This window comes from Streptomyces sp. NPDC047841, assembly GCF_040704085.1.
Lineage (GTDB): Bacteria > Actinomycetota > Actinomycetes > Streptomycetales > Streptomycetaceae > Streptomyces > Streptomyces argyrophylli.
The window spans coordinates 55,652-69,414 of the sequence record NZ_JBEYRP010000036.1; the positions used below are offsets into that span (position 1 = coordinate 55,652).

General features: G+C 71.9%; 14 protein-coding genes. 11 read left to right on the forward strand and 3 right to left on the reverse strand.

Features of this window, described 5'->3' with window-relative positions:
• The first annotated feature begins 77 nt into the window (after nucleotides 1–77).
• The 6 genes from AB0947_RS37755 (at nucleotide 78) to AB0947_RS37780 (ending at nucleotide 5,863) form a co-directional block, all read left to right on the forward strand.
• The gene (locus AB0947_RS37755) at nucleotides 78–758 is read left to right on the forward strand and encodes a TetR/AcrR family transcriptional regulator (RefSeq protein ID WP_366754905.1); all 681 of its coding nucleotides are present in this window, start codon (nucleotides 78–80) and stop codon (nucleotides 756–758) included.
• Nucleotides 755–1,510, forward strand: coding sequence for an SDR family oxidoreductase (locus tag AB0947_RS37760; protein WP_366754906.1), 756 nt, complete (start codon nucleotides 755–757; stop codon nucleotides 1,508–1,510). The genes AB0947_RS37755 and AB0947_RS37760 overlap by 4 nt, the downstream gene beginning before the upstream one ends.
• A 55-nt stretch (nucleotides 1,511–1,565) precedes the next feature.
• Complete coding sequence (locus tag AB0947_RS37765; protein ID WP_366754907.1) at nucleotides 1,566–2,444, forward strand: ABC transporter substrate-binding protein; 879 nt, start codon at nucleotides 1,566–1,568, stop codon at nucleotides 2,442–2,444.
• A gap of 358 nt (nucleotides 2,445–2,802) precedes the next feature.
• Nucleotides 2,803–3,504, forward strand: a complete 702-nt coding sequence (locus AB0947_RS37770; RefSeq protein WP_366754908.1) for a DNA-3-methyladenine glycosylase — start codon at nucleotides 2,803–2,805, stop codon at nucleotides 3,502–3,504.
• Between the two features lie 288 nt (nucleotides 3,505–3,792).
• A complete protein-coding gene (locus tag AB0947_RS37775) occupies nucleotides 3,793–5,253 on the forward strand; it encodes an MFS transporter (RefSeq protein WP_366754909.1) in 1,461 nt (486 codons plus the stop codon).
• 154 nt (nucleotides 5,254–5,407) lie between these two features.
• On the forward strand, nucleotides 5,408–5,863 hold the full coding sequence (locus tag AB0947_RS37780; RefSeq protein ID WP_366754910.1) for a DUF6884 domain-containing protein: 456 nt from the start codon (nucleotides 5,408–5,410) through the stop codon (nucleotides 5,861–5,863).
• A gap of 240 nt (nucleotides 5,864–6,103) precedes the next feature.
• Here AB0947_RS37780 and map read toward each other — a convergent pair whose 3' ends face one another.
• The 3 genes from map to AB0947_RS37795 all read right to left on the reverse strand — a co-directional run bounded on the left by map (nucleotide 6,104) and on the right by AB0947_RS37795 (nucleotide 8,598).
• Nucleotides 6,104–6,871, reverse strand: coding sequence for a type I methionyl aminopeptidase (gene map / locus AB0947_RS37785; RefSeq protein WP_366754911.1), 768 nt, complete (start codon nucleotides 6,869–6,871; stop codon nucleotides 6,104–6,106).
• 93 nt (nucleotides 6,872–6,964) lie between these two features.
• Nucleotides 6,965–7,588, reverse strand: a complete 624-nt coding sequence (locus tag AB0947_RS37790; RefSeq protein ID WP_366754912.1) for a histidine phosphatase family protein — start codon at nucleotides 7,586–7,588, stop codon at nucleotides 6,965–6,967.
• A 209-nt stretch (nucleotides 7,589–7,797) separates the two neighbouring features.
• Complete coding sequence (locus tag AB0947_RS37795) at nucleotides 7,798–8,598, reverse strand: phosphotransferase (protein ID WP_366754913.1); 801 nt, start codon at nucleotides 8,596–8,598, stop codon at nucleotides 7,798–7,800.
• A gap of 279 nt (nucleotides 8,599–8,877) precedes the next feature.
• Between AB0947_RS37795 and AB0947_RS37800 the strand changes: the two genes are divergently transcribed.
• The 5 genes from AB0947_RS37800 to AB0947_RS37820 form a co-directional block, all read left to right on the forward strand.
• Nucleotides 8,878–10,041, forward strand: coding sequence for a serine hydrolase domain-containing protein (locus AB0947_RS37800; RefSeq protein WP_366754914.1), 1,164 nt, complete (start codon nucleotides 8,878–8,880; stop codon nucleotides 10,039–10,041).
• 287 nt (nucleotides 10,042–10,328) lie between these two features.
• Nucleotides 10,329–11,234 carry a DMT family transporter gene (locus AB0947_RS37805; RefSeq protein ID WP_366754919.1) on the forward strand — a complete coding sequence of 302 codons (906 nt, stop codon included), beginning with the start codon at nucleotides 10,329–10,331 and terminating at the stop codon, nucleotides 11,232–11,234.
• 231 nt (nucleotides 11,235–11,465) lie between these two features.
• Nucleotides 11,466–12,047 (forward strand): GNAT family protein, encoded by a 582-nt coding sequence (locus tag AB0947_RS37810; RefSeq protein ID WP_366754915.1) that lies wholly within the window; start codon nucleotides 11,466–11,468, stop codon nucleotides 12,045–12,047.
• Between the two features lie 361 nt (nucleotides 12,048–12,408).
• Nucleotides 12,409–13,047 (forward strand): DUF3566 domain-containing protein, encoded by a 639-nt coding sequence (locus AB0947_RS37815; protein WP_366754916.1) that lies wholly within the window; start codon nucleotides 12,409–12,411, stop codon nucleotides 13,045–13,047.
• Between the two features lie 271 nt (nucleotides 13,048–13,318).
• The coding region (locus AB0947_RS37820; RefSeq protein ID WP_366754920.1) for an LLM class flavin-dependent oxidoreductase at nucleotides 13,319–13,763 on the forward strand (445 nt) is incomplete at its 3' end.

Here is a 13,763-nt window from a genome sequence, read left to right on the forward strand (position 1 = left end):
GCTGGGCTTGCACGGCAGGCACTGCGGCCGCGCGGCACGCCTTGACAGCGCAGAGACCGAGGGCAACGATGGGAACCATGGAAACTAATCAAGTTTCTTCAGTTTCCCCCAGTGACGAGCGGCGTGCGGACGTGATCGTGGAGGCGGCCGGCCGGCTGTTCTTCGGGTCGGGTTTCGCGCGGGTGAGCATGGACGATCTCGCTCGTGAGCTCGGGATGAGCAAGAAGACGATCTACCGTCATTTCCCCGACAAGCGCAGCCTGCTGGCCGCGGTGCTGGACCGCCAGTTCGCCGCGGTGGAGCGCACGTTGGAGGCGGCGACCGAGGAGGCGGAAGGGCGGCCGTTCGCTGTGCGCGTGCAGCGGTTCCTAATCGCGGCGGGCGGTGAGCTCGGGCGGATCGGCGCGCCTCAGCTCGCGACCGGGCGGGGCGACGCGATGCTGCGCCAGTACGTGGAGCAGCGTGTGGACGCGGTGGTCTACCGGCGGCTCGACGAGTTGTTCCGGGAGGGACACCGGCAGGGCTTGCTGCCGGCGCCGCCGGAGCTGCTGAGTGAGATCACCCGCGGCGCGTTGGAGCGGCTGCTCATGTCGGATCTGCCGCGCGATCTGGACTGGACCGCGGCCGATCTGCTGCGGGCGACCGTCGACACCGTGCTGTACGGGGCGATCCGCCCGACAGGCCAGGGCATCGACGACGAACGACCCCGGGCGGTTATCCCGACGGCCCGCGATGACGAGCAGGAGGTGGGCCCATGACCGGGACGACCGGCAGGGTGGCGTTGGTGACGGGGGCCGGCAGCGGAATCGGCGCGGCCACGGCGCGGCTTCTGGCCGCGCGAGGAATGCGCGTGGTGGTCAACTACCTCAGCAACACCAAGGCGGCCGAGGAGGTCGTGGCCGACATCGAGGCCGCGGGCGGCCAGGCCATGGCCGTGCAGGCCGACGTGCGCGAGGAGACGGCCGTCGAGAGTATGGTCGGGCGGGTCCAGGCGGCGTGGGGCGGCGTCGACGTGCTCGTGCACAACGCGCTCATCCCCTATGCGGTCAAGCCGTTCCAGGACATGACGTGGGAAGAACTGGGCGGCAAGATCGACGCCGAGATGCACGCGGCGTTCGCGGTCACCAAAGCCGTACTGCCCGACATGACCGAACGAGGGTGGGGACGCCTCGTCTACATCGGCACCGGACTCAGCCGCGTGCCTCGGGCGGGCATGATCGCGCTGGGCGTCTCCAAGGCCGCACTCGAGCAGTTCGCCCGGTATCTCGCCCAGGAACTCGGCCCGCAGGGCATCACGGTCAACGTCGTCTCTCCCGGCCCGGTGGAGTCCCGCACCGCCGATGCCGTGCTCGACGACGCGACGAGGCAGCGGCAGGTGGCCGCCACCCCCCTGGGCCGCCTGGCCGACCCGGCCGACGTCGCCCAAGCGGTCGCCTTCTACGCCTCCGAGGACAACTCCTTCATGACCGGCACCACGGCCGCGGTCAACGGCGGCATGGCCATGTACTGACACCCGCCGACCTCCGCACACTCGGCCGCCCTCAAACGATCAAGGAACGACGTTCATGCACACGATCGACCTGGCCTACGTCGGACGGGGCCTGCACGAAGAACTCGCCGCCTACATCGCCGACCAGCAGGACTACTACGCCGAGGAGGGTGTCCACGTCGCGCTGCGCGACGGCTGCACCTGGGACGTGGAACGGCTGCGCCGCTGCGCCACCATCGGGCTCGGCCGGGCACTGCTGTCACGACTGACCGACGGCACCCCGTGGGTCGCACTCAGTGTCAACACCCAACGCCCGCTGTTCTGGTTCCTGGCCCGCCCCGGCCTGACCTCCCTGTCCGACCTCGCCGGGCGACGGCTGGCGGTCCACGCCCCGCACACCCCGCCCGGCGCATTCGCCCGGATCGTGCTGCGAAAGGCCGGCCTGGACCCGGACCGCGACGTGAAGACCATCGTCCGCTCGCCCGGCGACTACGGCATGGACCTGCGCCGGCTCAACGACGGCAGCATCGACGCCGCCTACGTCGGCAGCACCATGGCACCGGAGGCGGTGGCCGCCGAACACGGCTGGAACGTGCTGGCCTGGGTCGGCGACCACTTCCAGATCCCCACCGTGGGCGTGGCCGTCGACCCCACCTACATCTCACCGGACGACCCCGCGGTCCATGCCGTCGTACGAGCCCACCGGCGCGCCCTTCAGGTGATCCACGACGACCCCGACACCACGGTGCGCCACATGCAGACGTTCCTCGGCGGACAGACCGCGGAAGAAGCCCGGGCCCACTACGACGCGTTCATCGCGCCGTACTTCACCACGGACGGCCAGGCCGACCTCGCTGTCGGCGACAAGGCGATCACCGCGGTCGCCGCCGAACTCGGCGTTCCCGCCGGCGTCACCGCGGCCGAGTTCTACCGCACCGAGACCGTCTCTCGCTGAGGACACGGCCTGGAACGAGCAGTGCCGGCGATGACTGCACGACCCTGCCTCGGTCGAGCGTCCTGGCGTTCGGGACGCTGGATAGGTGGCGCTGGACCAGGCTGTCCCGCTCGCGCTCATCCCGACGGTGGAACGAGCCCCTAGCCCGGTCAGATGCGACCTCGTCCGCAAGCGTGTTCCTCCCTCCCCTCGCATGGTGTGCGCCCGGCTCGAAGGTCCGTATCCGAGCGCGTCACGGCAGTTTCCCGGGCCATGGGGCGACGCGAGGAGAGCGCTGAGACGGTGGGGGCGTCGGATCCGGCGTCCCGGAACCCCGACAGGAGGCAGCGGCTTGGCACAGAACCGGACGGTTTCGGGCATGGCCGGGACCGATCACGAGCAGCTGCGGGCATTCGATGAACCGGAGGCTGCGTCGGCAGGGCAGTCCGCCCTGCGCGAGCACTTCTTCGACCGGCCCGCCCTCGAGGTGGCTCCCGAACTGTTGGGGGCTCTCGTGGTCTCGCGCTCGCAGGGCGACGTGACGGCGGTGCGTATCACCGAGGTGGAGGCGTACGAGGGGCCGGACGATCCGGCCTCGCACGCGTTCCGGGGCCCGAACCGGACCAACCGAGCGGAGTTCGGGACCCCGGGGACCTTCTACGTGTACCGGACGCACGCGGTGCACCGGTGCCTGAACGCCGTCTGCGGACCCGGGCGGCGTCCCGCTTCGGTGCTGCTCCGCGCCGGGACCGTCGTGGAGGGAGCGGACGTCGCGCGAGAACGCCGGGGGCCTGGGGTGCGGGCGCGCGATCTGGCGCGCGGCCCGGCCAACCTCGCCCGTGCCTTGGGCATCGCCGATCTGCGTCATGACGGGCAGTCGGCATGCGACGGGACGGCGGAGTTGTTTCTCGCGGAGCCCGCCGGGGGCGTCTCGTCCGCGCGGGTCGGCCGCGGGCCGCGGACGGGGGTGGGCGGTCCTGCCGCTTCGTACCCCTGGCGCTTCTGGGTGCTGGGCGAGCCGAGCGTCAGCGCCTATCGGGCGCACCCGGGGTTCCGCCCACGGAGGCCGGCGGAGGGCTGACCCCTCCGCCCGCCTGGCGCACCACGAGTGCCGGTGCCACTCCCCGGAGGGGGCGGCATCCGGAGGCGCTTCGGCGTCGCTCCGGTAGCGGCACCGGGGTCGGCGACGAGCCCGCGGCGAAGACCGAATGTGCGCCTTCGTTGTCCTTATCCGCGGCCAAGCACACCCGGCGCCCGCGAGTTGAACAGCTCAGGAAATGTCCGTGGGCCGGGCCGGCTTGCCACCTTTCCTCCTGACACGGCGTCCGGGGGTACGGCGGCGGCCCGACCGAACAGAAGGCGATCAGTGATGACTGCGATCAGTCCCCTTCCCGAACCGGATCCGCGCAGATGGCGGGCGCTCGGGATCATCTGCCTGGTACAGGTGATGCTGCTCCTCGATGTGACCGTGGTCAATGTCGCGCTGCCCCCCATCCAGCACGATCTCGGCCTCACGACCACGGGCCTGGCCTGGGTCGTCAACGGCTACACCGTCACCTACGGTGGGCTGCTGATGCTCGGCGGGCGCCTGGGTGATCTGCTCGGCCGCAGACGCCTCTTCCTGACCGGCTTGGCGATCTTCGCGGCTTCGTCGGCGAGCGCCGGATTGGCCCAGCAAGCCGGTGTACTGATCGCCAGCCGCTTCGTACAGGGCGTCGGTGCGGCACTCGTCAGCCCGGCGGCACTGTCCCTGGTGACGCTGCTGTTCACACAGCGGCAGGAAAGGGCCCGGGCCATGGCCATCTGGAGCGGCCTGGCCGGAGTCGGTGTGGCCCTGGGCGTCGTGCTCTCGGGCGTCCTGACCACCATCGCCTCCTGGCGTTGGATCTTCTTCATCAACCTGCCCATCGCCGCGTTCGCCTTTCTCGCCACGCTCAAGCTCGTCTCCGAAAGCCGGGCCACCAAGCGCGGTCGGCCTGACGTCCTCGGCGCCGTGACGGTCACCCTCGGTCTGCTCCTGGTCGTGTTCGGCCTCCTGGAGAAGGACAGCCACGCATGGCTCTCGTTCTCCGTCCTGGGCTGGGTCGGGATCGGTGTGCTCTGCCTGATCGGTTTCGTGCTGGTGGAGGCCCGCGTGGCCCAGCCTCTGGTGCCCCTCGCATTCCTGCGCTCACGTAACCGGAGCATCGCCAACGTCGTCCGCATCTGCTATTACGTCGGCTTCGCCACCCTCTTCTTCTCACTGAGCCTGTATGTCCAGCGCATACTGCGCTTTTCCGCGCTGGCGACCGGACTCGCCTTCGTACCGTTCGGGTTGGTCATTCTCTTCAGCGCCACCGTGATGGCACCGCGCCTCCTTCCCCGTTTCGGTCTGCGAGCCCTGAACGGAGGAGGGCTTGCGGTCACCACGGTCGGCTACCTCCTTCTTGCCAGACTGAGCAGCCACGGCACCTACGTGGCCGACGTACTGCCCGGACTGATCCTCGTGCCGCTGGGAGGCGGTCTCGTCCTCGTCGGATCCACCGTCGCCGGAGTGGACGGCGCCACCGGTGAGGACGCGGGCATCGCCACCAGCATGAACAATGCGTCCATGCAGATCGGCAGTGCCATCGGTCTGGCTGCCCTGGTCTCACTGGGCACCGGCCACGCCGCCGTGCTGCGGCGTGCGGGCGCCGACCAGGTGACCGCCGCCGCGCACGGCTACGCCTTCAGCTTCGCCATCGCCGCCTGCATCACGGCCTTCGGCGCGCTCCTCGGCTTCCTCGGGATCCACTCGGCGCCGGCCGAGACCCCGACGGTGCGGGCCGACGCCGATCAGCGCGTGGCCTGACGTGCCGCCGGCGACGAGAGCGGGATTTCTCGAACTCCGCTCCGTCATAGCCATCCCCCCGGCTCGACCGCCCGGCAGGCGGGTCCGCACCAGAACACGCCGGGCGCGCACGACCCGCACCGCTCACCTCACACGCACAGGCAGGACGACAGGCATGACCGCGAACGACCATCTCGACTACTTCAAGCCACAACTCGTCGTCATCCCGTGCGGCAGCCGCAAACTGGGCTTGCCCGCGCGCGCGGCGGACATGTACGTAGGCTCCTACCACCGGGCATGCCGCAAGGCGGCCGACGCACTCCACCCTGACCTGCTGCTCATTCTCTCCGCACGCCACGGGCTCCTCGACCTCGACGACGTCATCGAGCCGTACGACACACCTCATGGCGCGGCCGACGCGGTGACGAGCCAGGTCCTTCTGGAACAGGCAACCGGGCGCGGCATCGTGGACCTCGACCCCGTGGTGGCCCTCGGCGGGGCACGGCACATCAGCCTCGTGCGCTCCGTCTGGCCCCACGTCCGCACGCCGTTGGCCGGAGCACGCGGCATGGGTCAGCAAATGGCCCGGCTTGCAGCATTGCGCGAGGGACGGGAACTGCCTCTGATGTGACGCTTCGTGCGGCGGCCCCGGGGCCTGGCCGGCATGTACCGGGGCGCATGGCGCTACGGGGACTGGGGAAACCGGGGAGCATCCGCCGGCGGGGCCCGTCACCCCCGGCTCCTGGCCCGTGCGTGGCGTGCGGTGCTCGCGGTGAACAGCGGCGTCCCGCCGGTTGTGGTCACCGAAGGCGGCCTGCCGGGGGCGGGCGGCCTGAGCGGTGTCCACAGCGGTCGGTGGCCGCGCAGGACGTCAGGGCAGGGTCAGGACGCGGGGGCCCTGGTCGGTGATGGCGACGGTGTGCTCGAAGTGGGCGGCCCTGCTGCCGTCGACGGTGCGCAGGGTCCAGCCGTCGGCATCGGTGCGGTAGGTGTTCCGCCCGCCGGCCATGAGCATGGGTTCGATGGCGAGGACCAGGCCGTGGCGGAGGGGGAAGCCCCGGCCGGGGCGGCCGCGGTTGGGGACGTGAGGGTCTTCGTGCATCTGGCGGCCGATGCCGTGGCCGCCGAAGTCGGCGGGCATGCCGCAGCCCGCCCCGCGGGCGACGGTGTCGATGGCGTGGGAGATGTCGCCGATGCGGCCGCCCGCCCGCGCGGCGGCGATGCCGGCGTCGAGGGCCTGCCGGGTGGCGTCGATCAGTTCGAGGTCGCCGGGGCGGGGCGTTCCCACGGTGAAGCTGATGGCGGCGTCGCCCGCCCAGCCGTCGAGTCGGGCGCCGCAGTCGACGCTCACCAGGTCGCCGTCGCGCAGCCGGTAGCCGGTGGGGATGCCGTGCGACACGGCGTCGTTGACGGACGTGCAGATCACGGCCGGGAAGGCGACCGGGGCGAAGGACGGCCGGTACCCGAGGAACGGGGAGTCGGCTCCGGCCTCGGCCAGAACCGACCGGGCCGCTTCGTCCAGTTCCCGCAGGGACACCCCCACGTCGGCCGCCTCCCGGACGGCGGCCAGGGCGCGGGCCACCACACGCCCGGCTTCCCGCATCGCGTCCAGTGCGGCATCGGTCTTGATCTCCACCATGTGTTCGTCTCCACGGAGCACGTCGAACCAATACTTATACCGGTATTAGTATCACGGTCCTGGACGGCTCCTCACCGCCGTGCCGGGGCGCCCTCAGATGTGGAGTTCGGGGGGAAATCCCGTCCAGCGCAGTTCGACGGGCAGGTGCCGCATGTCGTTGGAGACGAGGACGGAGGCGGCTCGGCCGGGCGCGTAACGGATCACGGTGAGTGCGGCGTTGCCGTGGTTGAGCCCGAGCCAGCGCCACTTCGGTGCGTACATGGCGTCCCGGACGAGCCAGGCGACGAGGAAGTTGTGGGTGACGACCAGTTCGTGCCGGTCCTCGGCGCCGTCCACCGGCCCGGTGAACAGGTCCAGCGCCCGGCGGGCGAGCGCGGGGCCCTGCTCGCGCTCCTCCTCGGTGGCGGCGGCGAGGAAGCGGAGGTAGAAATCCGCCGAGTCGGCCGGGAGTTCGTCGCGTTCCGGTATGTAGGGCACGTAGTCACCGGCGACTTCCGAGACGTGCAGGGGGACGTTCCCGAGGTGGTCGCCGATCAGCTGTGCGGTCTGTTCCGCCCGGGTGAGCGGGCCGTGGTGAACCGTGGTGAAGGGGATGTCCCGGAGGCGTCGGCCGAGCAGTGCGGCCTGCCGCCGGCCGGCCGGTGTCAGTCCGCTCTCGTCGGGCGTCGCCTCGCCGTGCCGGACGAGATAGAGGTAACGGGTGGCCGTGCCGCTCATATCGGGCTCCTTCGCATCCCCAGCGTCTCCTGCGCGCACTGGTGCTCTTGTGCATCAGTGGACGCCGCCTCGGCGAGCGCCAGTTCCCCCACCCCCTGGCCCCGCGGGCAGGGGTGCACCGAATCCGCCGGTCACCGGGGCAGCGGGGCGCCGGGCTCGCCCTGTCCAGCGGCCGGTCGCCGTGAGGTGTCCTCGAACGTCCGGACCGGTCAGTTCAGCAGGGCAGCCGTGAACGTCTCGCGGTGATCCGCCAGCCAGGTCCGCAGACGGTCCCAGCGTTCCCAGCCCCCGCGCTCGGCCAGCGCCCGGAGGTAGACGGGGTCGCCGTCGGCCACGCGGCGGGCGACGAGGGCCCGGCAGACCTCCGTGGCCTGCCCGACGACGCCGGGCAACTCGGCGCGCTCCTTACGCGGGAGACCGTAGCCGTCGGCGAGGATGCGCAGCCGTGCGGGCGCGTCCAGCCCCGGTGGGTGGGCGGCGGCTGCCGATGCGGGATCGAGCATGGGCACCCAGTAGCGGGCGGTCATGGCGATGTCCCACAGGGGCCGGCCCGGGGCCGCCAGGTCGAAATCGATCAGGGCGGCGGCACGGCCGTCACGGAAGACGACGTTGTCCGGGCAGACGTCGTTGTGGCACAGCACCGTTCCCCCCTCCGGATCGGCCAGGTCCCGGGGCCACTCGGCACGGGGGTCCACCGCTACGGCCGCGCCGGCCTCGTGCAGGCGCCGCAGCAGGCTTCCCACCGATGCGAGGGCGGCGTTCGTCATCGCCCAGTGCGGGTACGGCGGCAGGGCCACGTCGCCGGGGATGAACGTCAGCCGCTCACGGCCGTCCGCGGTGAGACCGACGGGGGTCGGCGCCGCGTCGAAGCCGTGCTCCTTCAGCGCGACGAGACAGGCATGCAGGGCGCGCGCGTTGCGCGGGGCCGGGCGCTCGACCAACGCGCCCCGGCGGAAGACCGCCCCCGCGTTCGCCATCCCGCCGGCCAGCGCCTGTTTCTCAGCCGTCACGACGATCAGGCTATCGCCAGGGCAACCCGACGCAGGCGGCCTCCGGGCTGTGGCCTCAGGTCGCCAAGCGCCAAGCACGATCTGCTCGCGCGGGCGGGCGCGTCAGCGAAGCACGGCACCACTGCCGAAGCGTGACCACACGGACGCCGCCGTGCTCTCCCGCACAACCGCGTACCGGTGCGCGCGTGCCGGGGCGCGAACAGGCACGGTGGTGGAGCGGTGATTTCCCGTCGGCTCCGGAGTCGTACACAGGACGACCACCCGAGCGGAAGGCCACCGATGAACGCGCTGCGCGACACCCTGCACCGGTATGTCGACGAGGGGAAGGTGCCGGGCGCCGTCGGCCTGGTCGCCCGCGGGGACGACGTGGAGGTGGTGACCGCGGGCTCGCTGGACACCGGCGGGACGGCGCCGATGGCGCGGGACTCGCTGTTCCGGATCGCGTCCCTCACCAAGCCCGTCACCGCGGCGGCGGTGCTGATGCTCGTGGAGGAGGGGCGGCTCGCCCTGGACGCCCCGGTCGAGCGGTGGCTGCCGGAACTGGCGGAACCGGACGTGGTGCGCACCCCCGACGCCCCGGTCGACGACGTCGTCCCGGCCGCCCGCCCGATCACGGTCGAGGACCTGCTCAGCTCGCGCACCGGCTGGGGCTTCCCCGACGACTTCTCCCTCCCGGCGGTACGGTCCCTGTTCACGGTGCAGAAGGACGGCCGCGCCCTCCAGGACTGGCCGGACCCGGACACCTGGCTGGGCCTCCTCGCGCGGGTGCCGATGCTGCACCACCCGGGGGAAGCCTGGCTGTACGGCACCTCCTCCGACCTCCAGGGCATCCTGGTCGCCCGCGCGTCGGGCCGTCCGCTCCCCGACTTCCTCGGGGAACGCGTCTTCGGGCCGCTGGGCATGCAGGACACGGCCTTCGAGGTCCCGGAGGCGAAGCGGCACCGCTTCACCTCGTCGTACGGCCCGTCCCCGGACGGAACCCTGGAACCGGCGGACACCCCCGACGGGCTGTGGAGCCGCCTGCCGCGCTTCCACTCGGGCGGCGGGGGCCTCGTCTCCACGGCCGACGACTGGCTGGCCTTCGCCCGCATGCTGCTGCACGGAGGCGAGGGCAACGGCCGGCGCCTGCTGACCCGCACCTCGGTCAGCCGCATGACCACCAACCACCTCACCGCGGAGCAACGCGCCCGCGCCAGGCTGTTCCTGGAGGGCCAGGGCTGGGGCTACGGCGGCCAGGTCGACGTCACCCCGGCCGACCCCTGGAACGTCCCCGGCCGCTACGGCTGGGTGGGCGGCACGGGCACGACGGCACACATCGTCCCGGCCACGGGCACGGTCGCGATCCTGCTCACGCAGGTGGCGATGGAGAACCCGACGCCGACGCCGCTGATGCGGGACTTCTGGAGGAGCGTGGCCGGACGGGCGTCCGTGCCCGGGTGCTGACCGTGCGCCCGCTCCCAGGGCACCCCGTACGACGTCGGGACACGGTGAGCGAGGTCAAGTGCGGCTTGCCGTCGACGAGAGAGCTCACCCTGCGTGCGTCGCCCGACGTGCGTCACCCGGCATACGTCACCAGGCACCGTCACTCGGCCCACAAGGACAACGGGAACGTCGTCCTCACCTACACGAAGGCATCCGCTACACGAAGGCATCCGCCCAGGAGGACACGGGCGCGGCCGGGAAATTCACGTGCCGCGTCGCGCCCGGCCGTCGATAATCACGGCGTGGCCATGATGAACGTCGACGCGGCGGAACGCGGCACGTCCCCCCGGTTCTCGCTCACCGCGTCGGCCGGACGTGGCTTCGGCGCGATCCCGCCGACGGCGCTGGTCATGCTCGGCATCGTCAGCGTGCAGGTGGGCTCGGCACTGGCCAAGCACCTGTTCAGCGCGGTGGGCAGCTTCGGCACCGTCGCGTTACGGCTCTTCTTCGCCGCGGCGGTGCTGGTGGCGGTGTGGCGGCCGTCGCCGCGCATGCGCCGTCGCGCCTGGGCGGTCGTGCTCGGCTACGGCGTGGTCCTCGGCCTGATGAACCTGTGCTTTTACCTGTCCCTGGCCCGGATTCCGCTGGGGATCGCGGTGACCACGGAGTTCCTCGGGCCGCTGGTGGTGGCGCTGGCCGGGTCGCGGCGATGGCTGGACGCGTTCTGGGCCCTGCTCGCGGCAGGCGGTGTGGTCCTGCTGATGGAGGGACGCGGCGACCTCGACCCCGTCGGCTTCCTGTTCGCCCTCGCCGCGGGAACGTGCTGGGGCCTGTACATCCTGCTCGGCGCGGCACTGGGCCGCCACACCACGGAGGGCAACGGCCTGGCGCTGGGCATGGCCGTCGCGGCGCTGGTGGCTGTGCCGTTCGGCGTGGCCGACAGCGGTACGGCGCTGATCCAGCCGTGGATCCTGCTCGCCGGGCTCGGCGTCGCGCTGTTGTCGTCGGTGATCCCGTACTCGCTGGATCTGGAAGCACTGCGCAGGATCCCCCCGCGCGTGTTCGGCATCCTGATGAGCCTCGAACCGGCGATGGCGGCGCTCGTCGGCCTCGTCGTGCTGCGCGAGTCGCTGCACTGGTCGCAGTGGCTGGCGGTGCTGTGCGTGGTGGCCGCGTCGGCGGGCGCCACCCGCGGCACCCGCCCGGACGCCTAGGCGGTTTCGCCAGGGGCGACGACGCCGTGTCGTCCGGGGGTGACGGCCGCCCGCATACGACTCAGCCCGCCCCGCACGCCGTGCGGTACCGGCCTCGGACACCACGGCCGGGCGGCGGATGCGCCCCTCACCGGTTGATTCCCCCGGCGCCTCCATGGGCCGCGCCCGCGCGAACGGCGGCCCGGACATATCGCGTTGTGGCTCCGAGCCGGACTGCGAGAGCATCCCGGCATGGACAAGCCTGCCGAAACGCTCACCTCCGACCGGGTCGTACTGCGCCGGTGGCGGACGACCGATCTCGATGCCCTGAGCCGGGCCATCTCCGAGTCCCTGGACCACCTCGTGCCGTGGATGCCCTGGGCGGCCGACCCCGGCCGGCAGCAGACCGCCGGCTTCCTGGCCCGCTCCCACGAGGAGTGGGAGACCGGGCATGCCTTCGGCTACGCGATCACCGTGGACGGCGTGGTGACCGGCAGTTGCGGTCTGCACCGGCGCGTCGGTGCCGGCGGGCTCGACATCGGCTACTGGCTCCACCACGACTGGACGGGACAGGGGCTCGCCACGATGGCTGCCGGGGCGCTCGTCCGCCAGGGCCTCCAGCTGGCGGACATCGACCGCATCGAGATCCACCACGACGCCGCCAACCCGGCCAGCGGGGCCGTGGCCGCCCGCCTGGGTTTCACCGAGGCCGGACGCGTACGGGCGCCCGAGGGGCCCGCCGCACCCGGCGAGGCGGGAGTCCACGTCATCTGGCGGATGACCCGGGACCAGTGGAGGGCGCGTACGTCCGAGGGCGCTCGGCGGACGGGCTGAGCGGGACGTCGGCCGGGGCACCGGCACACCGGCCGTCACCGCGCCTGACGGGATTCCGCCGTCCGGGGCACGTGTCCGTCGTACGGCCGACGCGCCCGTACACCCGTTCGGCGGTGTCGCGCGGGTGCGGTCCGGTCCCGCGCGGCAGGCGCGGTCCGGCCCGTCGTGAGGCGGTTCCCGTGCCGTCGCGCCGGTGTGCGGGGCCGGTCCCGGGGACCTTGTCTGGGTGCGGGGCCGCCCTGTCGCCCATACGGTCGAAGGCACGGACCAGCAGGCCCCGGAGGCCGCCTGGCGGTCGACGGAGGCCCGTTCGCTGCGGGAGGGCACTGCGAAGGCCGCCGGGCCAGTCAGGGAGACAGGCATGTTTCGAGCCAAGCGCAGGCCCCCGACCACCGCCGGTGAGCAGGCGGCGGTGACGCGGTGCGACGGAGCACACGGTTCCCCGGAGGACGGCTCCCCCGCACCTCTCCGCCCCACGGAGCAGCCGGTTCCGGTAAAGGAGCCACAAAAGCCTCAACAGCCTCAGGAGTCTCAGGAGTCCGGCGTCGCCGAGCGCGCCGGGCCCACGTCGGCGTCCCCCGCCCTCGGACCCCGGACGATCCGGATGCGCATATCCGAGGGGGACCCCTGGTCGGTGATGGTGACGAGCTTCCTGCTCCTCGCGGGGGTCGGCATCCTGGCGCTCGCCACCACGGTCGTCCTCTGGATCCTTATGCAGGCCATGGCGCCGGACGTCCTGCCGGACCTGGGCACCGTCCTGGCCATCGGGATCGGCGTCGTCACCGTGGAGGTCGTCCTGGGCACGGGCCTGGCGACGCTGGGCACCTTCCTCTACAACCTGTCGTCCCTGTACAGCGGGGGCGTCGAGGTGTCCGTGACCGACGATCTGGACCTGCCACCGGCCGCCGCGCAGGTCCTGCCGGCCTTGGCGGCAGCCCGGGCGCGTGTGCGCCGCTTCCTGCGCGGGCGCACCCTCCGGCCGCGGTCGTGGTCACGGTGACGTGCGCCGGGCCGGACGTCTGCCGACCCGCGTAGGACGGCAGGCGCGTGCGTCCCGGGTTCCTCAGCGACTGATCAGCGGCTGATCAGCCGCTGATCCGGACTGCGGCCGCCCCCACCCCACGGCCGCCGACGACGTCGCCGGGCGGTGCGGAGGCACACCGTGCACTCCGGGTCACAGAGCTGTGCACGGACAAGTCATTCGGGGCGAATCGGCGTCATAGCGTCGTGTGACCAGGCCCGTCGAGTCCGAGGACATCCCCTTGACACCCGTGCAACACTCCGCAACGCCCACCCAGTTCGGGATCTTTTCGGTCGGTGATGTCACGCCGGACCCCACCACGGGCCGTACGCCGACCGAGCGCGAGCGGATCAAGGCCATGGTCGCCATCGCGCTGAAGGCCGAGGAGGTCGGTCTGGACGTCTTCGCGATGGGTGAGCACCACAACCCGCCGTTCGTGCCGTCCTCGCCGACCACGATGCTCGGCTACATCGCCGCGCGCACGGAGCGGATCGTGTTGTCGACGTCGACCACGCTGATCACCACCAACGACCCGGTGAAGATCGCGGAGGACTACGCGATGCTGCAGCACCTGGCCGACGGGCGGGTGGATGTGATGATGGGCCGCGGGAACACCGGGCCGGTCTACCCGTGGTTCGGCAAGGACATCCGCGACGGGATCGACCTGGCCATCGAGAACTACGCCCTGCTGCGCC